Consider the following 20,753-nt stretch of genomic DNA (forward strand, 5'->3'; position numbering starts at 1 on the left):
CGCTCGCTCCCACATAAAGCTCAGCGGTTGGCGCGCAGGCCCTCGACAAACCCGGCAATCCGCTGGCAAGCGTCTTTGAGGGTGTCGTCGGCGACGGTAAAGGAGATGCGCACAAAGCCTTCGGCACTGGCGCCAAACGCCTGGGCATCGAGCACCGACACCCCGGTGGCGCGGAACAGCTGCCAGGCAAAGTCCGTGCTCGACAGCCCGGTGCGGCGCACGTCCACCAGCATGAACATGCCGGCCTGTGGCACCCGGCAATCAAGGTCGGCGATGCCACCCAGGCCGGCCACCACCAGGTCGCGCCGGCGGCGATACACCGTGCGCGCGTCGCTCACCACCTCATCATCCAGCTCCAGGGCCTTGATCGCCGCTTCCTGGATAAACCCGGGCAAGCCATAGAGCATGCACAGCAGCAGGTTATCCAGGTGGCCGACCAACGCGGTCGGCGCCACCACCCAGCCCACGCGCCAGCCGGTCATGGCGTGGGTTTTCGACAGGCTGTTGAGCACCACGGTGCGCTCGGCCATGCCTGGCAGCGAGGCAATGCTCAGGTGCGGCTGGTCGTAAGTGATCTGGCCGTAGACCTCATCGGAAATTACCCACAGGTCGTGCTCACGGGCGACTTCGGCCACCCACTCCAGCTCTTCACGGCTGTAGACGTTCCCGGTGGGGTTGCACGGCGTGGCCAGGGCAATGCCCCGGGTCTTGGCGGTAATGGCTTTTTCCAGGGCCGCGCGGGTCAGGCGAAAGCCGTTGGCTGCCGGTTGCTCGATGGTCGCGATGCGCGCCCCGGAAGCGTGGATGCACGCCTCATAGGTCAGGTACATCGGCTCCGGCACCAGCACTTCGTCGCCATGGCTGAACAGGCACAGCGAGGTGGCGAACAGGCCGTTTTGCGCACCCGCCACCAGGGCCACGTTATCGGCGTGTACGGCGATGCCTTGCAGACGGCTTTGCTTGGCCGCAATCGCCTCGCGCAGGGCCGGTCGGCCGAGGACATGGGTGTAGTGAGTGTCGCCGGCGCGCAGGGCGTCGACGGCGGTTTCGCAAATGGCACTGGTGGTGGCGAAGTCGGGATCGCCGACGCTCAACACAATCACATCTTCGCCACGGCCACGGGCTTCGACGGCCGCGTAGTGAATATCCCAGGCGCTGACGGACTCGCCACTAATGCGCTCGACAAACGGTGAATAACGCATCCTTGTTCTCCTAAAATTGATTCAAGCCTGGCGCTGCGGGACTTTGCCCCAGCGCGAGAAGACGTGTTCGATCACGAACGCCAGGACAATGTAGATCACCGCCACGGCCAACAGTGGCTCATACACCCGCAGCGTCTGCGCCCGCACCAGGTTGGCGGCGCCGAGCAGGTCGGTGACGGCCACGGTGGAGGCCAGGGCGGTCGCCTTGAGCAGCAACACGGTCTCGCCCACCAGGGTCGGCTTCACCAGCTCCAGGGCCCGTGGCAACCAGACCCGGCGCAGCACCATCAGGCGCTTCATGCCAAACGCCCGCGCCGCTTCCAGCTCGCCCCGTGGCACCGCACGCAGGGCGCCGCGCAGCACTTCGCCGACATACGCGCCGACACACAGAATCAGGGCCAGGGCCACGTACCAGAAGCCTTCCCGCAAATACGGCCAGAGGAAGCTGCCGCGAATCAGCGGGTAGCTGGCAAACACGCTGCCCACGCCGTAATACAGGATGTAGATCTGCACCAGCAGCGGCGTGCCTCGGAACACCGCGGTATAGGCGCGCAACGGCCCACTGATCAGCGGGTTGGACGACAAGCGCCCCAAGGCCACCAGCACCGCCAGCAAAAAGCCAAACACCCCGGACAAGGCCAGCAACTTCAGGGTGATACCCAGGCCGTGCAGCAGCTCGTTGCCAAAACTGTTTATCCATGAAAAGTCCATCGGCTGCGCTCCTTAGTGCTGCGGCATCCAGCGGTTGATCCGTCGCTCGAACACCCGGAAGGCGCCGTTGGAAATCAGGGTGATGATGAAATACACCGCCGCCACCGCCAGGTAGAACACCAGGTAATGCTTGGTGGAGCCGGCCGCCTGTTTGCCCACCGAGAGCAACTCGCTGTAGCCGACGATGCTGATCAGCGCGCTGTCCTTGACCAGCACCAGCCACAGGTTCGACAGGCCGGCCATGGCAAACGGCAACATGCTCGGCAGCAACACCCGGCGCACCAGCAGCCAGCGCTCGATGCCAAAGGCCCGCGCCGCTTCCAGCTGGCCGACGGGAATGGCCTGGATCGCGCCGCGAATGATCTCCGCGGAGTACGCGCCCTGAACGATGCCCAGCACCAGCACGGCGGCGATAAAACCGTTGACCGTCACGCTGTCGCGGCCCATGGCGGCCATCGCCATATTCAGCAGGTCGGTGCCGGCGTAATACAGCAGCAAAATCAGCAGCAGCTCCGGCACCGCGCGGTACAGCGTGGTGTACAGATTGGCCAGGCGCACCATCCAGCGTGGGCCCTTGAGCTTGATCATGGCCACCAGCAAACCGATGCCCAGGCCCAGCACAAAGGCCCCGGCGGAAATCTGCAAGGTCACCACCGCGCCCTGGAGCAGCGCGTTGAGCCAGCCGTCGGCGACGAACAACTGGGTGAGTTCGGACAAAGAAATCATGGCGCGTTCCGTTGGACGTTATTGCGCGGAAATATCGACGCTGAAATAGCGGCTGCGAATTTTGTCGTAGGTGCCGTCGGCCTTGATCGCCGCCAACGCGGTGTTGAGCTGCTCGCGCAGGCTGTCGTCACCCTTGCGCACGGCGGCACCGATACCGGAACCGAACAACGGGTCTTTGGGCGCCAGGCCCTTGTCAGCCAGGCCACTGCCGGCATTGGACTTGAGCATCGGCTCGATGGTCAGCGCGTCGGCCAGCATCACGTCGATACGCCCGCTTTGCAGGTCGGCGGTCATGTCGTCCTGGGTGTTGTAGTAGCGCAGGGTCGAGCCCTTGGCGTAGTAGGCCTTGAGGTAGGTGGCGTTGGAGGTCGAGCCCTGCACACCAATCAACTTGCCCTTGAGACCTTCGGGGGTGGTGACCAGATCCAGGCTTTTGTCGGCGACCCACATGGCCGGGGTCTGGTAGTAGGGGGCGGTAAAGGCGATGACCTTTTCGCGCTCTTCGGTGATGCTCAGGGAGTTGAGGATCACGTCGATCTGGCTCGATTGCAGCGCCGGGATCAAACCGTCCCAGGACACTTCCTTGAGCGGGCATTGGGCTTGCAGGCGTTCGCACAGGGCCTTGATCAGGTCCGGTTCGAAACCGCTCCAGGCGCCATTGCCGGCTTTTTCGGAGAACGGCGGGTAGGGTTCCAGGGCGATGCCGAACACTATTTTTTCGGCGGCCACTGCACTGTGGGAAAGCACGGCGAGCACGCAGCCGGCGGCGAGGGATTTCAGAGAGTTATGCATGGCTTGACCCTTTCGAAGTTATTGTTTTGAAGGATGGAAGCGGCAGTTCAAACGCGATTGTCCTGGGCCATGACGAACTGGCGGCAACGCTCGCTGGTGGGGTTCTGGAAGACTTGCTGGGGCGTGCCTTCTTCTTCAACCAATCCCTGGTGCAAAAACATGACCTTGCTCGATACATCCCGGGCAAACGCCATTTCGTGGGTGACGAGGATCATGGTGCGGCCTTCTTCGGCGATGCCCTGGATCACCTTCAGCACTTCGCCGACCAACTCCGGGTCGAGGGCCGAGGTGGGTTCATCCATCAGCAATACACGCGGGCGCATGGCCAGGGCGCGGGCGATGGCCACGCGCTGTTGCTGACCACCGGAGAGGAAGGCCGGGAAGGTATCGCGCTTGCTCGCCAGGCCGACTTTTTCCAGCAGGTGCTCGGCGTGGGCGATGGCGTCCTTGCGGTCTTCACCCAGCACATACACCGGTGCTTCGATGACATTTTCCAGCACGGTGCGGTGGGGCCACAGGTTGAAGCTCTGGAACACCATGCCCAGTTGCGTGCGCAGGCGTGCCACCTGGTCGGGATCGGCGATCAGCGGGTTGCCGGCGCGGTCCTTTTTCAGGCGCACTTCTTCGCCATTGATGCGCAGGCTGCCGCTGCACGGGATCTCCAGCAGGTTGATGCAACGCAGCAGGGTGCTTTTGCCCGAACCGCTGGAGCCGATCAGCGACACCACATCGCCTTCGTTGGCGCGCAGGGAAATGCCTTTGAGAACATGGTGCGCGGCATAGCTCTTGTGCAGAGCATCAATGGCGACCACCGGGGTGACTGGGTTCAAGGGTTATCCCTCTTTATTTTTGTAGATGAGGCAGTTTTCTGCAGGAGCCGGCTCCTGCGCAAAGCTGCACAGGCATGCAGTGATGAGGATCGAGAATAGCCACTGGCCACATGAGGTCAATCGAGCATTTTTCGCTCGATATTGAAATTTAATTCAACTGTCCCGCTCGCTGGTGGCTATGTCTGACGGCTGATTCCGGCTATGGTGCGGGTATCTTCGAGCAGGTGAACATCCATGCGTTACCCCTCCATGACCGCTTTGCGGGCGCTGGACGCGGTGGCCCGGCTGGGCAGCGTGTCCGAGGCAGCCGCCGAGCTGAACCTCACCCCCAGCGCCATCAGCCACCAGATCAAAAGCCTGGAACAGACCCTGGGGTTTGCCCTGACCGAGCGCACCGGGCGCAACATCCGCATCACCTGGCAGGGCGAGCGCTATGCTCGGGATATCCACGGGCTGCTGGCCAATATCCTTGAAGCCGGGCAGCGTTTCGATGGCCAGCAGGTCAGCGGGCGCCTGTGTATCAGCAGCCCGGCGGGGTTTGCCACCTATTGGCTGTGCACCCATATCGCCGACTTCCAGGCACTTTATCCACAGGTCGAACTGCACCTGATATCACCGCGCACCCCGGACGACACCAGCGACCACGGCGCCGACCTGTTTATCGCCTACGGCATGGGCGACTGGCCTAACCAGCATGTGCAGAAGATCGTCTCGCTGCGTTATTTCCCGGTGTGCAGCCCGCGCCTGGTCAACACCATGGGCGGCCTGAAGAACCCGGAACACCTGGCCGGCGCACCGCTGCTGCATATGATCGACTACTCCGACTGGCGCGTATGGCTGGCCGCCGCCGGGGCGCCGAATGTGGATGTGCAGCGCGGCATCGTGTTTGCCGATGCGCACTTTGTGCAGTCGGCGTGCATCGCCGGCCAGGGCATCGCCATGGGCGACAACCTGATCAGCGGCGAGGCCCTGGCCCGGGGCTTGCTGGTGCGGCCGTTCGAGACCGAGATCGAATCCAACCGTGGTTATTACCTGGTGGCTGATCACCAGAAAGTCGAGCGCCCGGTGGTGCAGGCGTTTGGCGAGTGGGTGAAGTCGCAGCTGGGTGGCGGGCTGTAGTGCGCGGCAATCCGTGAATTTTTTTTGCCAATGGCCGGCAAATTTTTTGCTTGTCCGCCCTCGGAGCGCCCCCTAAGGTCTGACCAATCGACACAGAACAATAAGAAGGAAATGAGCAATGACCACCTGTGCCCAGTCCCTGGTTCGCCTGCTGGAAGGTTATGGGGTAGATACCGTGTTCGGCATCCCCGGTGTGCACACCGTCGAGCTCTATCGCGGTCTGCATGGCAGCCGTCTGCGGCATGTCAGCCCGCGCCATGAGCAGGGCGCCGGGTTTATGGCCGACGGCTACGCCCGCGCCAGTGGCAAGCCGGGCGTGTGTTTCATCATTACCGGCCCCGGCATGACCAATATTCTGACCGCCATGGGCCAGGCCTATGCCGACTCGGTGCCGATGCTGGTGATTTCCACCACCAACCGCCGCGAACATCTGCGCCTGGGCCACGGGCATCTGCACGAGCTGCCGGACCAGCGGGCGATGGTCGCCGGTGTGTGTGCCTTCAGCCATACCCTGCAATCACCGGAGCAATTGCCGGAACTGCTGGCCCGCGCCTTCGCGGTGTTCAAGTGCGCGCGCCCGCGCCCGGTACATCTGGAAATCCCCCTGGATGTGCTGGAGATGCCGGCCATCGACCTCAACCTGATGCCCCGCAGCCTGCCCGGCGCCCCGGCTCCGGCGCCGGCCTCGCTGCGGGCGGCGGTGAGCCTGCTCAATGAAGCGCGGCGGCCGCTGATCCTCGCCGGCGGCGGCGCCCGTGATTGCGCTGAGGTGTTGCAGCAACTGGCCGAACGCCTGCAAGCGCCGGTGGCCCTGACCACCAATGCCCGTGGCCTGCTGCCCATGGGTCACCCGCTGTTGCTGGATGGTGTGCAGTCGTCCAGGCATGGCCGCTCGTTGTTTGACGAGGCCGATGTGATCCTCGCCGTGGGCACTGAATTGGGAGAAACCGACTACGACTTCTTCGGCCTTGGCCCACTGAAATTCAAGGCACCGCTGATCCGCCTGGATATCGACCCGATGCAAGTCATGGGCGTGCAACGCGCCCATGTCGGGCTGGTGGGCGATGCTCGCGAAGGCTTGCAGGCGTTGCTGGCTGCGGTCAGCCCGCCAGCGCCGAGCGGGCGTTGGGCACAGGACAGCGTGCAGCGCGTCAACCGTCTGGAACGCGAGAGCTGGAACGCCAAGCAACAGGGGCTGCAAAGCTTGCTGGACCTGTTGCGCGACAGCCTGGTCGACCCGCTGATCGTCGGCGACTCGACCCAGCCGGTGTACCAGGGCGCGGTGGGCTACCAAGCGCCGGCGGCTAACAGTTGGTTCAACGCCGGCACCGGCTACGGCACCCTCGGCTACGGATTGCCAGCGGCCATTGGTGCCAAGCTGGCCAAGCCTGAACGGCCAGTGGTGGCACTGGTCGGCGATGGCGGCCTGCAGTTTGCCAGCAACGAACTGATCGCGGCCCGTGAGGCCGGCATCGGTGTGATCCTGGTGGTGTGGAATAACCAGTGCTACGGCGAGATCCGGGACTATATGCAGGCCCGGGAAATCGCGCCGCTGGGGGTGGATATCCTGACCCCGGACTTTGCCGCGATGGCCCGCAGCTGCCACGTCGCCTATCACACGGCCGACACGCCACAGGCCTTGCACGGGTTGTTGCAAACCCTGGTCGACAGCCGTCAACCGGTGATGATCGAGCTCGACGCCGCGCACTACCTGCAAAACGCCTGAACCGCCCTCGGCCTGATCCATATCAACGGGCTCCCCTCGAAAATCCGCTACAACAAACCGGGGCTTACAAAGCCCCGGTTGTCCGCCTGATGACCTCATAAAAACGCAGACAAACCTGTACCCAGGGGCCAACCCCCAGGCCAGGTTATTAAAGGAATAATGCGATGGCCCTTTCTCTGTCACGTTTGGCCTGGATGGGGGCGACGCTGTGTCTTGCGCTTCCCCTGCACGCCAACGAACCCGCCAAACCCGATACCGAACTGATTGCCCAGGGCAAATACGTTGCCCAACTGGGTGACTGCATCGCCTGCCACACCGCCAAGCAAGGCCCCGAGATGGCGGGTGGCCTGGAGCTGAGCACGCCCATGGGCATCATCTACTCCAGCAACATCACCCCGGACCGCGAGACCGGGATTGGTGCCTATACCTTCGAACAGTTCGACCGTGTGATGCGTGAAGGCGTGACGCCGGCGGGTATGAACCTGTACCCGGCGATGCCGTATCCGTCCTACGCGAAGATGAGCGAAGAGGACATGCGTGCCTTGTTCGCCTACCTGATGCACGCCGTCGAGCCGGTGAAACAGGCCAACCTCGAAGCCGACATGGGCTTCCCGTTCAACCAGCGCTGGGGCCTGGCGTTGTGGAATTTCATGTTCCTCGACAAGCAACCGTTCCAGCCCGACCCGGCCCGGGATGCCGTGCTCAACCGGGGCGCCTATCTGGTCCAGGGCCTCGGCCACTGTGGCTCGTGCCACACCCCGCGCGGTATCGCCTTCCAGGAAAAAGCCATGAGCGACGCCGGCAGCAGCGGCGAGCATTACCTGGGCGGGGAAACCGTCGAGCATTGGCGCGCCTTGAGCCTGCGCAACCTGTGGACGGTGCAAGACACCGTGCAACTGCTCAAAACTGGGCAGAACCGCTTTGCCACGGTATCGGGCAACATGGTGGACGTGATCCGGCACAGCACCCAGCACTTCACGGATGCTGACCTGACGGCCATTGCGACCTATCTCAAATCCCTGCCACCGGGCAAGGATGATCTGCCGATGCCGGCCGTCGCCAAAGGCCCGGCCGAACTGCCCAAGGACTTGTTCACCAGCCGTGGCGGCCTGGGCTATATGCAGTTCTGCAGCGATTGCCACCGCAGCGATGGCGCGGGTGTGAAGGGCCTGTTCCCGGCATTGGCCGGCAACACCGGCGTGGTTGCCAGCAACCCGACCTCGTTGCTGCACATCACCCTGACCGGTTGGGAAACCGCCGAGACCGCCGCCCATCCACGGGTCTACACCATGCCGGGCTTTGCCAGGCTTGCGAACAACGAAGTGGCGGAAATCCTCACCTTTGTGCGCACACGCTGGGGCAACGAAGGCACGCCGATCAGCACCGCCCAGGTGAAGAAAATGCGTGACCAACTCAACCCGGTGAGCACCGACTCCTCGGCGTTCGAGACGCCGCGCCTGGCCAACCTGCTGGCAGCATCCAATGCCGATCAAGTGGTCCGCGGCATGCGCCTGCACCTGCAAACCAAGGAACTGCTGCCAGACAATGTCGGCAACGCGCTGAACTGCACCAGTTGCCATCTCAACGCTGGCACCGTGGCGGATGGCTCGCCGTTTGTGGGCGTATCGGCCTTCTTCCCCAGCTACGCCCCACGTGCCGGCAAGGTGGTGAGCCTGGAGGAGCGCATCAACGGCTGCTTCCGCCGCTCGATGAACGGCAAGCCAATACCGCCTCAATCGGCGGATATGCAGGCGATGGTGGCGTACTTCGACTGGATGAAAAACAACACCAAGCCCGAGGATAAAGTCCCTGGCCGTGGTGTCGGCAAGATCGACCCGGCCATCAAGCCTGACCTGGCCAATGGCGAGCAGGTCTACGCCAAGCAATGCGCGGTGTGCCACGGCAGCGACGGCGAGGGCCTGGCCCGTGCCGACGGCAGCCTGGTGTACCCACCGTTGTGGGGCGACCAGTCCTTCAACATCGGCGCTGGCATGGCCCGCACCTACACGGCGGCCGCGTTCGTCAAACGCAATATGCCGATCGGCTTCCACGAGAAATTCCCGTTGGGCCAGGGCGGCTTGTCGGACCAGGAAGCGGTAGACGTTGCCGCCTACTTCTCGCAAAAACCACGCCCGGACTTCCCGGACAAGGTGAAGGACTGGCCGAACGGCGGTAAGCCGGTGGACGCGCGTTACTGATCTCAACCCTGTAGGGGCCGACTTGTCGGCTCCTACAGCGCCAGCCTGAATTCCCGGCTCATCCGTATACCCAGGGCGTTGGCCAATGTCGGCCATTGGCGATCCGCAGGTGGCCGTCGCATTGGACGTGCGCCGCCCAATGTTCTGCCTGGAGCAATCAGTATCCGTTGCCAATCGACACCTTTGGCGGCGATATGGGCTATGTCCGGTTCCAAACCCAGTACCTGCAGCACAGACAGACCGAGGGTGACACCCGCAGCGCCTCGCTCCAGAGCCCGCTGGGTCATCTGCGACATGCCGGCGCGTCGAGCTGTGCCAGGCATTTCTCCAGAATATCCAAGCCTTCCTCCAACACCGCCGGCTCGATGGTCAGCGGGGCCAGTAAGCGGATGATATGCCGGGCCTTGCCGCTGGGCATCAGCAGCAATCCTGCGTCGCGGGCCAGGTTCAGCAGTTGTTGGAGTTGGGCGCTGGCTGGGCTGCCGTCGGGGTTGACCAACTCGATACCGCGCATGGCGCCGACGCCGGTCAGGCGGCCGAGGTAGGGCGAGAGTTTTTCAGACTGCCAGGCGGCATGACGCCGGGTGATCGCGGCTTCCTGTTGTTCGCCCCAGGTTTGCAGGTGTTCGTCGCTCATCACATCCAGGGTGGCCAGGGCGGCCGCGCAGGCGATCGGGTTGCCGGAATAGGTGCCGCCCAGGCCGCCTTTGGGCAGGTTGTCCAGCAAGGCCTTGCGTCCGACCACGGCGCCCAGGGGCACGCCGCCGGCGATGCTTTTGCCCAGCAGGATCAGGTCGGGTTCGATGCCCAGGCGTGAGAAGGCGAAACGCTGGCCAGTGCGGCCAAAGCCGGATTGGATTTCGTCGGCGATCAGCAGGATGCCGTGTTCATCGCACAGGCGCCGCAGGGCTCTGGCGAAGGGAATGTCGAGGGCCAGGAAGCCGGCTTCTCCCTGCACCGGTTCGAGGATGAAACAGGCCACGTCGGCGATGTCGATTTCGACGCTGAACAGGCGCTCCATGGCTTTGAGTGCATCGTCTGTGGTCACGCCATTGTCTGCGCTGGGGTAGGGCAGGTGATAAACCGGGCCGGGTAGCACGCCGACTTTTTGCTTGTAGGGCGCCACCTTGCCGTTGAGGTTGAGGGTGGCCAGGGTGCGCCCGTGGAAGCCGCCGTCAAAAGCAATCACGGCGGTGCGGCCGGTAGCGCCACGGACGATCTTCAGCGCGTTCTCGGCGGCTTCGGCGCCGCTGTTGGTCAGCATGCCGCTGACCGGGTAAGCCACCGGGATAAAGGCGCTGAGGCGTTCCATCAACTGGATATAGGGTGTGTGCGGCGCGGCGTTGAAGGCGTAATGGGTGAGCCGGGTAGCCTGCTCGCGAATCGCCTCGACCACAGCCGGGTGGCAATGGCCGAGGTTGAGCACGCCAATGCCGCCGACAAAGTCGATATAGCGCTTGCCCTCGGTGTCCCAGACTTCGGCGTTGCGCCCGTGGCTCAGGCAGATGGGATGGACGATGGAAATCGACTGGCTGATGGTTTCGTGGCTCATGGATCACGGGCTCGCAAAGGGGCGGTTTGCGCCTATCTAAGCCGCGAGCGCGGTGGCCCGGCAAACGAAATAAAGTCGCCGGGTCATTCGCAAAAATCGGGATGTGGCAATGGCTTTGCGGTGGGAGTGGGCTTGCCCGCGATGGTGGTGTATCAGTCAGCAGATGGGTTGGTTGATTTGGTTGTTGGGGATGTGTACATATCCGTTGCTGCGGTCACGGCCACTTAGGGTTCCGCCCTTACGGCGGCTCACTTTGGAAGAGCGCCAAAGTAAGCAAAGCGCTCTTGCCCCACCACTCGGTGCCTCGCCTAGGCTCGGCATGCCCGCAGCCAGGCATTGCTCCGTGGGCCCGCCGCGATCGGCCATCCATGGCCGTGTCGCGGCTACCCCGGCATCCATGCCGGGGTGCCCACTGCGCAATACCTGCCTGCGGCCATCGTGGTTTAACGGGGCGCCTCAGATCAAGATCAAAAGCAGAGCAACAGCAAAGCAAGAGCGCGAAGCTGCATTCCCCTGTGCGAGCTGGCTTGCCTGCGATGACGGTGTCTCAGCCAATACATTTATCGACTGATACACCGCCTTCGCAGGCAAGCCAGCTCCCACAGATATATGCGCACGCCTCGATGATCAGGTCGGCTCTAAGGCCGCCTCGCTTTGCTTGTGATTTTGATCTTAGGCGCCCCGTTAAACCACGCTGGCCGTCATCCGATATTGATTTGGGGGGTAACCCGGCAGGACGCCGGGTTAGCCGCGCTGGGCCATGGATGGCCCATCGCGGCGGCCCCCCAAATCAATGTCGGATGACGGGCACACCGAGCCTAGGCGAGGTGCCGAGTGGTGGGGCAGGAGCCCTTTTGGTTACTTTTGGGGCTCTTTTCCAAAAGTGACCCGCCGTAAGGGCGGAACCCTAAGTGGCCGTGACCACAGCAACGGATATGTACACAATCCCCCAAGAACCACGAAAGAGTTGTGTAGCTACCTATGCCCATCGCAGGCAAGCCCGCCCCCACAGTGAGAGTGGGTGTACTCCACCATCCACTGCAAAAACGCCTTCACCTTGGGAATCTCCCCAGCATGCTCGGCATGGGCGATAAAGTGCGCGCCACTGCTGGGCATCGCATAGTCCCATGGCACCACCAGGCTGCCCTGGGCCAATTCGTCAGCCACCAGGTAGTGCGGCACCAGTGCCACGCCGTAACCCGATTGCGCCGCGCGTATGCACATGTAGAACGTGTCGAAGCGCGGCCCGTGGTAGCTGTTCTGTGAATGCAGGCCCTGTTCCAGGAACCACTCGTGCCAGGCCTCGGGCCGGGAGGTGCATTGCAGCAAGGTGTGTTGCGATGAAGCGTCGCTGCCCTGGGCGACAAACCCCGGTGCGCACACCGGCACTACCGCTTCGCGAAACAGCTCAATGCAGGTGGCCCCCGGCCATGACCCCTGGCCGAAGAAGAACGCGATATCGGCCTTGGCCTGCAGCACGTCGAAGGGTTCGAGCTCGTTGCGCACATCCAGGTGGATATTCGGATGACGGGCGGCAAAGTCCTTGAGCTTGGGCACCAGCCAGCGGTCGCCGAAGGTCGGTTGGGTGGCGATGCGCAGCACCTCGGTTTCACCACCGTAGGTGAGGATATAGCGACTGGAGATATCCACCTGGGTCAGGATCTTGTGCACTTCTGCCAGGTACAGCGAGCCCGCCGGCGACAGGTACAGACGCTGGCGCACGCGTTCGAAGAGCTTGTGGCAGAGCATTTCCTCCAGTTGCGCCACTTGCTTGCTCACCGCACTTTGGGTCAGGTGCAGTTCTTCGGCGGCACGGGTGAAGCTCAGGTGCCGGGCAGCGGCTTCGAAGCATTGCAGGGCAGTCATCGAAGGGGTCAAGCGTTTTGAGATCATGGGAGTTCATTCCAAACAGGAAGGAGCCTTTGCCTAAACGTCATTTGTGACCCAGGTGTAAAGCCGTTGATACTGACCGGCAACACTATAAATAAACTGGCCCGGGTTTGCGGCGCCAAATAATAAAATCCAACACGGAGAGCCTTGCATGCAGCATCTGAAATCCACCCTGGCAGCACTCACCGCCGCCACTGTCCTGGGCCTGGCCGGCACCGCTCACGCAGGCGCTACCCTGGACGCGATCCAGAAAAAGGGCTTTATCCAATGTGGGGTCAGCGACGGCTTGCCAGGCTTCGGCGTGCCGGACGCCCAGGGCAAGATGACCGGCATCGACGTTGATGTGTGCCATGCCGTTGCCGCCGCCGTGTTTGGCGATGCCTCGAAGGTCAAATTCACCCAACTGACCGCCAAGGAGCGCTTCACCGCGTTGCAATCCGGGGAAATCGACGTGATCTCGCGCAATACCACTTGGACCAGCTCACGGGATTCCGGAATGGGCCTGGTGTTTACCGGCGTGACCTATTACGACGGTATCGGGTTTCTGGTGAATACCAAGCTGGGAGTGGCCCACGCCAAGGAGCTGGATGGCGCGACCATCTGTATCCAGGCCGGCACCACCACTGAGTTGAACGTCTCGGATTACTTCCGTGCCAATGGCATGAAATACACCCCGATCACCTTCGATACCGCCGATGAAAGTGCCAAGGGCCTGGAAGCCGGCCGTTGCGACGTGCTGACCACCGACCAGTCGGGCCTGTATGCCCAGCGGATCAAGATGGCGCACCCGGATGAGTTTATCGTGCTGCCGGAAGTGATCTCCAAGGAACCCCTGGGCCCGCTGGTGCGCAAGGGCGATGACGACTGGTTCAGCATCGTCAAGTGGACGCTGTTTGCCATGCTCAATGCCGAGGAAATGGGCATCACCTCGAAGAACGTCGAGGAACAGGCCAAGACCACCAAGAACCCCGACATCGCCCGCTTGTTGGGGGCCGATGGGGAGTACGGCAAGGATTTGAAGCTGCGCAAGGACTGGGTGGTGCAGATCGTCAAGCAAGTAGGCAACTATGGCGAGGTGTTCGAGCGCAATATCGGCCAGGGCAGCGTGCTGAAGATCCCGCGCGGCCTCAATGCGCTGTGGAACAACGGCGGCATCCAGTACGCGCCGCCGGTGCGCTAACGGTTATTGCGAAACCCGGTCCTTGCCCGCGGCCTTGGACCGGTACAGCGCCTGGTCCGCCCGGGCCATCAGGTCGGCGGGTGATTCGCCATCGAGGCGCTGTACCACCCCCAGGCTCAGGGTCACGTTGAAATCGCCCACGGGAGGCAGTTCGAGCACCGCCCGGCGAATGCGCTCGGCCAGTATCCGGGCGGTTTCCACGGTGCTCTTGGGCATAATCAGCATAAACTCGTCGCCGCCCCAACGTGCCAGCAGGTCGCCCTGGCGCACGCAATGCTCCAGGCATTCGACTACCCGCAGCAGGGTGGCATCGCCCACGGCGTGTCCATGCTGGTCGTTGATCAACTTGAAGTCATCGACATCCATGGCAATCACCGCCAGCGGCAGACGAAACCGCTGAGCGCGCGCGCACTCTTCGAGCAGGGCTTTTTCCAGGCGATAGCGGTTGGCGATGCGGGTCAAGGTATCGCGCTCGGCCAGGGAGCGGTTTTCCTCGAGCTGTAACTGCAGTTGCTGGTTGACCCGCGACAGTTCGCGGGTGCGTTCAGCCACCAGCGCTTCAAGGGATTGGTTGCGCCGCTCAAGCTGTTCCAGGGAGCGTTTGCGCTCATGAATGCTGCGGTGGGCGCCGACCATGCGCGACACCGAGCCATCGGCATTGCGGGCAATGATGTAGCCACGGTCTTCGATCCACAGCCAGGTACCGTCTTTTTTTCGACAGCGGTATTCGGCTTGATAGTGAGGGGTGCGGCTATTGATGTAGTCATCGAAGACTTTCATCACATGGGGGTAATCGTCGGGGTGGATCACGCTTTCCCAGGTGAAGACGGTGTTTTCCAGGGAATGGTGATCGTAGCCCAGCATTTCGTACCAGCCGGGGTTGCGATAGACAAACCCGGTGTTGGCGTTCCAGTCCCAGATTCCATCGCTGACCAGTTCCATGATGGCATGGACCAGGTCTGCGTTGACGTCGAAAAACTCACTGTTCAACGGATCCAAATCGGATGTATCGCCCATCTGCGCGCTCCCTGCGAGGATGCTGGCTCATTGTGGCCAGTCAGGTGTTAACGCCGATACTCCGTGGCTGGGCGTACTGTACAGCGAGGTTTGTCCGGGTAAAATTGTGGCTAAACGCCATTATTGTTGGTGGCCAAGCTAGAGCGGTTCCACCATCCGGGTAGGAGCCGAGCCGTTGGCGTTGTGCTGGTAAATCGCCTCCGGCTGCCCTTGCTCATTGAAAAACACCTGGCCGATGCCGGCACTGTTCCACAGGCGTTCTCCCGCTTCGGCATGTTCCGGGGTATACGGCACCACTTGCATGCGCCGGCGCCGGGTCAGCCAGTTCAGGGGCGAGCGTGGTGAGTAGAGCCAGCGGTTAAGGCGGTCGAACCATTCCAGCAGGCGCGGCGGGAATTGGTTCTTGATGCCGCTGCTGGTGATCTGCCAGATATTCGGCCCGCCGTTGCGATGGCGGATCAGCACCTGGTAGACGAACGAGTAGTGCACATCCCCCGACAGAATCACGTAGTTACCTGGGGTGCGCGAGTGGCGGAAGATATTCAGGATCACCTGCGCGGCGCCACGGTGGGCCATCCAGTTTTCGGCATCGACCAACAGTGGGTAACCGCACCAACTGAAGACTTTCTGCACCGTCTCGATCAGCTTGACGCCGAAGATCGGCGCAGGCGACACGATGATTGCCGAAGGGTGGTCGAGCAGTTCTTGTTGCAGCTCACTCAAGGCTTCCCAGTCCAGCAGGCCGGACGGTTGCTTGAGGGTGAATTCACTGCGCCAGCGCCGCGTACGGGTGTCGATGACCACCAGCGCCGGGGTGGTGGGCAGCACGTAATGCCACTGTTGAAACTGCAGGAGTTCTTCAAGCAATTGGTCCTGGGCGGGCGCGGGTAAATGGTTGTCGTGCTGCTGGGCCGTCGCGCTCAGGGCCAGGGTTTTTTCCACGAGCGTGGCGAAGGCATCGGGGTTGTTGCCCCAGCCCTGGCAGAGCATATAGGCGAGCAAGGCGTTGCCGATGATGCGTTTGGAGAACGGGTGGCCATAGGCGGTCTGTTCCCACTGGGCGCTGAGGTTCCAGTCATCGGTGATGTCGTGATCATCGAAAATCATCAGGCACGGCACATGGGCGAACACCCGGGCCACACCGCCCAGACCGTCGCGAAACTTATCCACAGGCACCTGTTCGCGGGCGTAGCGCGCCCGTTCTTCGGCAGTGAGCCGAGTGGGCGGCTGTGTGGCGATCAGGGTCCAGGGGGTGGGCGACCAGACCAACAGGTACATGGCCATGACTTCGGCGAAAGTCACCAGGTGGTTGTCGGCGGTGCTGCTGGTGAAGATCGGCTTTTTCACCCCGCCAAAAAAGCGTTCGCGCAGGGTCTCGTTGCTCTCCAGGGCCGGCAACAGATCGGCGCGATGGTAATAGCTGGCAGGGTGGTCGTAGAGTTTGGCGCTGTCGTCCACCACGGCGCCATCGAGGTGCTCATCGAACAGGCCCAGGCGCGCAATCAGCCCATGGATGGCGCGCAGCATCGGCCCGGCCACATCGTCGGCGTACACCTGGTCGCCACTCATCATCAACAACGCCGGGCGCTGGGCCAGGCTGCGGTCGGCGGCCAACAGGCGATCAGCGCAGAGCAGGCCCTCGTCGGCGTAATGGTGGGGTTTGCGGCAAGAACCGTGCAGCAACTGGCGGATACGGCTGTGCAGGATGAAGTCCGGGGCCTGGGCGCCTGGGTACAACAGATGCGGGGCCCATTGGGCGATGCCGGCGCCACCCTCGATCAGCAGGTCATAACGGATGGGCACGTCCTGGGGCAGCGGCGTGGCCAGCGACACATCAATCAGGTGGATAAACGCCGCGCGGCCCACGGCAATGACCTGGCAGCGTGTGGCGTCGAGGTCGATATCCAGGGACTGTTCGCCTTCGTCCTGACAGAACTGCAGCCGCAAGGTCAATGCCAGCGCGCGACTGCCCACCAGCCACAACACCAGGCGGCCCGGCTCCAGGCGACGCAATAAGGGGCCGGCGAGGACGGCGGGCAATGTGTCGGGTTGCAGCATGAAAACACGGCTCTGTGCGGGATTGGACTGGGTAGGTTAACGCAGTGGATGTCGGTGTTTTGTCAAAGCAGGCTCACTGTGGCAAGCGGATACATGTGTTCACCAATCTTACGGTCATTGGCTGATATCCGCTGCTAGCCTCGACATGTACTTATTGTTCAAAGGCGCAAAGGAATGCTTCGTCAGCCAGACTCTCATTTGTTACGCCGTGGCCGGTACTCGGAGCCAGGCCGATCCTATCTGATAACCGCCGTCGTGTATGGGCGACGGCCATTGTTCCGTGATCTGCGCCTGGGCCGATTGTTGGTGGCCGAGCTTAAGCGTACCCATGACTCAGGCCAGGTCAACTCGCTGGCCTGGGTCATTATGCCGGATCACCTTCATTGGCTGTTTGAGCTGCAAGAGATGGGGTTGGCGCAAGTCATGGGGCGGACCAAGTCCCGGAGCACGCTGACGATAAACCGTGCTCGCGGTACCACGGGGCCGTTTTGGCAGCGTGGTTATCATGACCGTGCGGTGAGGGCTGAAGAGGACCACCGGAAAATCGCTCGCTATATTATTGCCAATCCGCTGAGGGCAGGGCTGGTGAAGCATATCGGTGACTACCCATTATGGGATGCGGTCTGGCTCTGAGTTTTGTGATGTGGTTGTGGCGAGCGGGCTTGCCCCCGCTGGGCTGCGCAGCAGCCCCAAAACCGGGCGCTATGGTATGCCTGACACACCGTAGAGGTCTGAAGGGGGCCGCTGCGCAGCCCAGCGCGGGCAAGCCCGCTCGCCACAGAGGTAGGCACAGTGGGCCGCGCGGTCAGCATGGGGGCTGCGTGACCTTGGGGACGGTAAAGCGGAATTCACTGCCACGCCCCAGCTCGCTTTCGGCTTCGATCCGCCCGCCGTGGGCCTTGACGATGCCCTGGGTGATGTACAGCCCAAGGCCGCTGCCCGTGGGGTTGTTTTCGGTCAGGGTCCAGTAGCGATCAAACACGTGGGGCAGTTGGTCAGGGGCAATGCCTTCGCCGGAGTCGCGCACCGCAAACACAATCTCCTCGCCATTGCTCATCGCCGAAATCCCGATCTTGCCCTGGCGCGGGGTGAACTTGATGGCGTTGCCGATCAGGTTCGACAGTACCTGGAACAAACGCTCCGGGTCGGCGTTGATCTGCAGGCCGGGTTCGGCGTTGAACGACAGGTCAACCCCCTTTTCCTGGGCCAGGGGCGCCAGCAGCGCATAGGCCTCTTCGAGGATCTGGCTGACGTCCAGGGGCACCGGCTTGACGGTGTAGCGGCCCGCCTCGATCTTTGAGGTGTCGAGCAAATCCTCCAGCAACACATTCATGCGCGCGGCGGCCTGCTGCATGGTGTCGATGGCCGAGGAAATTCGCCGCGAGGTGTGGGTGCCATCAGAGCTGAACGCCTTTTGCATCATGCCGCACAGCATTGAAATCACGGTCATCGGGTTGCGCAGGTCATGGGACACCACCGCCACCAGTTCATCCCGGGCGCGCACCGCTTGTTGCTCGCGCAGGACCTGGCGGGCCAGGTCGTTTTCCAGGGCCGAACGGCGCAGGTCGTTGGCGGCGAAACGGTCGCCAGAGCTCCACTTGGTGGAGATGCCAGCCATTTCCACCTTCCAGATTTCAAACGAGGTGCGTGGGCGAAGGCGCAGGCCCGCGTCGGATTTTTCCAGGGCCAGCGGTTTCTGCGGGTCGCCGCTCCACTGGATGTTCTCTTTGACTTCCGGGCGGAACCACAGCACGCCGTTGTCCACCGGCTTGGGCAGGCTCATGGCCAGGACGCCACTGGCCACTGGCTGATAGTCGGCTGCGGGCGGGTAGACCGCTGACAGGTGGTGGCTGGCAAACACCGGTTGCCCGGTGTCCTGCAGCCATTTGTGTAAGGCGCGGATCTGCGCCGGTTCCGGGCAGTTGCCATAGCGATGCAGTTGCTGGCCCTCAATGATCGCCACGCCACCGGCCAGGACCAGGTCCATCAACACTTGCGGGCATTGGGCCAGGCCGTCGAACACCGTGTCCGCTGACGCGCTCATTGCCTGGTTGAGTGTGTTCAGGGCCTCGACTTTTTCTTCACGCTGGCGGCTGATATCCAGGGCCTCCATGGCGCTGATCTGCAACGACAGCACCTGGCCGATGGTCTGGCAGGTGGTGCGCAGGTCGTTGGGCACGTGCAGCGGCTCGCGGTTGCCGCAACTGATCAACCCCCACAATTTGTCGCCTTTCATCAGCGAGATGCTCATGGACGACAGCACGCCCATGTTCTTCATGTACTGGCAGTGGATCGGCGACACGCTGCGCAGGGTCGCGAAGCTCAAATCCAGCGGTTGCCCGGTATCCGGGTGCAGCTTGGGTAGCAGCGGCACCGGCTCGTAGTCGGCATTGGGGATGATTCGCAGCCAGTTGGTGCGGTACAACTCGCGGGCCTGTTCCGGGATGTCGGACGCCGGGAAGAACAGGCCGTTGAACAGTTCCATGGACGGCGCGGATGCTTCGGCGATGACCTGGCCGTGGCCTTCCTCTTCGAAGCGATAAATCAGCACACGGTCATAGCCGGTCATGGCCTGGATTTCGCTCACGCTGATTTCGTACAAGGCTTGCAGGGTTTTCGCCGACTGCAAACGTTGCAACATCTTGCCCAGGTTGCTGGCGCGGCCGTTCACCGACTTGGGCTGGAAGTGCTCGTAGCGTGGCTCGAACTCCAGCACCAGCACGCCTTGATGGCGGTGCAGCAGGCCTTCGAACTCGCTCCCGTTGAGGGTGACATGCAGCGCCGGGGCGTCGATAAAGTTAAGTTGACTGGCGATCTGCTGCACCGTGCGCGCGTTGTCCGCGCCCAACAGGGTATCCAGTGGCTGGCCAAGCAAGGTCTCAGGCGGGTGATTGAACAGGCTGGCCACGTTGGCGCTGACTTGCACGATTTGCAGGTCCGGTTCGCGCAGGGTCAGCAGTGCGCCATGAGGCTGGATCGCGCCAGGGAAGCGGATCGGCTCGTCGGCACAGTTGGCCAGCAGTTCTTCAAAATCTTCGGGTTTCATAGCAGTACCTCCTGGCTGTCGAGCCATTGCTCAAAACAGCTGAATGTCGAGCAGGCCGCGTCCTCCGCCTGCTGCCGGCCGAGGTCGTCCAGCGGGACGTGGCCCAAGTAGTCGAGAAAGTCTTTCCAGCGCCGACCAGTCTCGGTGCCGTATATATCGAGAAAGGCGCCGCCGTTGCTGGCGTCCAGCGCCAGGCGCCGGGCCATCTCCCGGCGCAGTACCTGGCCGCCGAGGGTCGCGCCTTCGAGCACATACAACACGCCCAGGCAGGCGGCCGGGGTGTCGAGGCGTGGCAGGCGAGGGCAGAGGGGCAGGGCGGCAATCGCCTGGCTGGTGAGGCCCAGGGCAATCAGGTCACTGTGGAGGGTAGGGGTTTTCACCCGCAGCGCCTGGTTGAATCCCACAGGAATCAAGGCGCAGTCGTACAGTCGTGATTCCAGCGGGTGGTAGAAACCGTAGTAAGCCTCAAACAAACGCCGATATCCGTCGGCATCCAGCTGCGGGGAAAAGAATGGCAAGCGTTTTTCCAGGGCCACATGGAGCAGGGCTGTGCCTGCGCGCAAGGCTTCAAGCAGGGAGGGCGCCGCGACGTCATGGGCCTGTGGATGCATGCAGTAAGCTCGGACTGGTCGGCCAGGGCAACCATGGCTGACGCGTGGGTGAAGGGCGGGCAACGATTCTGTTTGTCCCGTCGTCTGTATCTGAA

The 20,753-nt window shown here is 62.5% G+C and carries 17 protein-coding genes; 5 read left to right on the forward strand and 12 right to left on the reverse strand.

The window, feature by feature from the left end:
* Window positions 1-20: 20 nt before the first annotated feature.
* The 5 genes from PSFL_RS26385 to PSFL_RS26405 are packed head-to-tail and all read right to left on the reverse strand — an operon-like array spanning window position 21 to window position 4,261.
* Window positions 21-1,202: a pyridoxal phosphate-dependent aminotransferase gene (locus PSFL_RS26385; protein WP_397470649.1), complete on the reverse strand. Its 1,182-nt coding sequence runs from the start codon at window positions 1,200-1,202 to the stop codon at window positions 21-23.
* Between the two features lie 21 nt (window positions 1,203-1,223).
* Window positions 1,224-1,913: an ABC transporter permease gene (locus tag PSFL_RS26390; RefSeq protein ID WP_057437876.1), complete on the reverse strand. Its 690-nt coding sequence runs from the start codon at window positions 1,911-1,913 to the stop codon at window positions 1,224-1,226.
* A gap of 12 nt (window positions 1,914-1,925) precedes the next feature.
* Window positions 1,926-2,639: an ABC transporter permease gene (locus PSFL_RS26395; RefSeq protein ID WP_057437878.1), complete on the reverse strand. Its 714-nt coding sequence runs from the start codon at window positions 2,637-2,639 to the stop codon at window positions 1,926-1,928.
* Window positions 2,640-2,657: 18 nt separating this feature from the next.
* Window positions 2,658-3,431, reverse strand: a complete 774-nt coding sequence (locus PSFL_RS26400) for a transporter substrate-binding domain-containing protein (RefSeq protein WP_120731709.1) — start codon at window positions 3,429-3,431, stop codon at window positions 2,658-2,660.
* A 47-nt stretch (window positions 3,432-3,478) separates the two neighbouring features.
* Window positions 3,479-4,261 (reverse strand): ABC transporter ATP-binding protein, encoded by a 783-nt coding sequence (locus PSFL_RS26405; protein WP_038446245.1) that lies wholly within the window; start codon window positions 4,259-4,261, stop codon window positions 3,479-3,481.
* Between the two features lie 234 nt (window positions 4,262-4,495).
* Here PSFL_RS26405 and PSFL_RS26410 point away from each other — a divergent pair, with 234 nt between their 5' ends.
* The 3 genes from PSFL_RS26410 to PSFL_RS26420 all read left to right on the forward strand — a co-directional run bounded on the left by PSFL_RS26410 (window position 4,496) and on the right by PSFL_RS26420 (window position 9,304).
* A complete protein-coding gene (locus tag PSFL_RS26410; protein WP_057960590.1) occupies window positions 4,496-5,380 on the forward strand; it encodes a LysR substrate-binding domain-containing protein in 885 nt (294 codons plus the stop codon).
* A 118-nt stretch (window positions 5,381-5,498) separates the two neighbouring features.
* Window positions 5,499-7,106 (forward strand): 5-guanidino-2-oxopentanoate decarboxylase, encoded by a 1,608-nt coding sequence (locus PSFL_RS26415; RefSeq protein WP_397470650.1) that lies wholly within the window; start codon window positions 5,499-5,501, stop codon window positions 7,104-7,106.
* A 164-nt stretch (window positions 7,107-7,270) separates the two neighbouring features.
* Complete coding sequence (locus PSFL_RS26420) at window positions 7,271-9,304, forward strand: c-type cytochrome (protein WP_120731713.1); 2,034 nt, start codon at window positions 7,271-7,273, stop codon at window positions 9,302-9,304.
* Between the two features lie 32 nt (window positions 9,305-9,336).
* Here PSFL_RS26420 and PSFL_RS26425 read toward each other — a convergent pair whose 3' ends face one another.
* The 3 genes from PSFL_RS26425 to PSFL_RS26435 all read right to left on the reverse strand — a co-directional run bounded on the left by PSFL_RS26425 (window position 9,337) and on the right by PSFL_RS26435 (window position 12,749).
* The gene (locus tag PSFL_RS26425; RefSeq protein WP_397470651.1) at window positions 9,337-9,600 is read right to left on the reverse strand and encodes a hypothetical protein; all 264 of its coding nucleotides are present in this window, start codon (window positions 9,598-9,600) and stop codon (window positions 9,337-9,339) included.
* Complete coding sequence (locus PSFL_RS26430; RefSeq protein WP_397470652.1) at window positions 9,588-10,856, reverse strand: aspartate aminotransferase family protein; 1,269 nt, start codon at window positions 10,854-10,856, stop codon at window positions 9,588-9,590. Before PSFL_RS26430 ends, PSFL_RS26425 begins: the two co-directional genes overlap by 13 nt.
* Window positions 10,857-11,831: 975 nt before the next feature.
* Window positions 11,832-12,749 (reverse strand): LysR substrate-binding domain-containing protein, encoded by a 918-nt coding sequence (locus PSFL_RS26435; protein WP_057960585.1) that lies wholly within the window; start codon window positions 12,747-12,749, stop codon window positions 11,832-11,834.
* Between the two features lie 148 nt (window positions 12,750-12,897).
* Between PSFL_RS26435 and PSFL_RS26440 the strand changes: the two genes are divergently transcribed.
* Window positions 12,898-13,926: an amino acid ABC transporter substrate-binding protein gene (locus PSFL_RS26440; RefSeq protein ID WP_057437889.1), complete on the forward strand. Its 1,029-nt coding sequence runs from the start codon at window positions 12,898-12,900 to the stop codon at window positions 13,924-13,926.
* Between the two features lie 3 nt (window positions 13,927-13,929).
* On the opposite strand, the gene PSFL_RS26445 is transcribed toward PSFL_RS26440, so the two are convergent.
* Together PSFL_RS26445 and PSFL_RS26450 are read right to left on the reverse strand one after the other, a co-directional pair.
* Window positions 13,930-14,943: a diguanylate cyclase domain-containing protein gene (locus tag PSFL_RS26445; RefSeq protein WP_397470653.1), complete on the reverse strand. Its 1,014-nt coding sequence runs from the start codon at window positions 14,941-14,943 to the stop codon at window positions 13,930-13,932.
* Window positions 14,944-15,081: 138 nt separating this feature from the next.
* Window positions 15,082-17,001 (reverse strand): alkaline phosphatase D family protein, encoded by a 1,920-nt coding sequence (locus tag PSFL_RS26450; RefSeq protein WP_397470654.1) that lies wholly within the window; start codon window positions 16,999-17,001, stop codon window positions 15,082-15,084.
* 174 nt (window positions 17,002-17,175) lie between these two features.
* On the opposite strand from PSFL_RS26450, the gene PSFL_RS26455 reads away from it, so the two are divergent.
* Window positions 17,176-17,634, forward strand: a complete 459-nt coding sequence (locus tag PSFL_RS26455) for an REP-associated tyrosine transposase (RefSeq protein WP_397470655.1) — start codon at window positions 17,176-17,178, stop codon at window positions 17,632-17,634.
* Between the two features lie 172 nt (window positions 17,635-17,806).
* On the opposite strand, the gene PSFL_RS26460 is transcribed toward PSFL_RS26455, so the two are convergent.
* Together PSFL_RS26460 and PSFL_RS26465 are read right to left on the reverse strand one after the other, a co-directional pair.
* On the reverse strand, window positions 17,807-20,047 hold the full coding sequence (locus tag PSFL_RS26460) for an ATP-binding protein (protein ID WP_397470656.1): 2,241 nt from the start codon (window positions 20,045-20,047) through the stop codon (window positions 17,807-17,809).
* Complete coding sequence (locus tag PSFL_RS26465; RefSeq protein ID WP_057437896.1) at window positions 20,044-20,658, reverse strand: biliverdin-producing heme oxygenase; 615 nt, start codon at window positions 20,656-20,658, stop codon at window positions 20,044-20,046. Before PSFL_RS26465 ends, PSFL_RS26460 begins: the two co-directional genes overlap by 4 nt.
* Window positions 20,659-20,753 lie beyond the last annotated feature (95 nt).

Origin of the sequence: Pseudomonas sp. DD1, from assembly GCF_044510355.1 — a bacterium.
Classification (GTDB): Bacteria; Pseudomonadota; Gammaproteobacteria; order Pseudomonadales; family Pseudomonadaceae; genus Aquipseudomonas; species Aquipseudomonas shahriarae.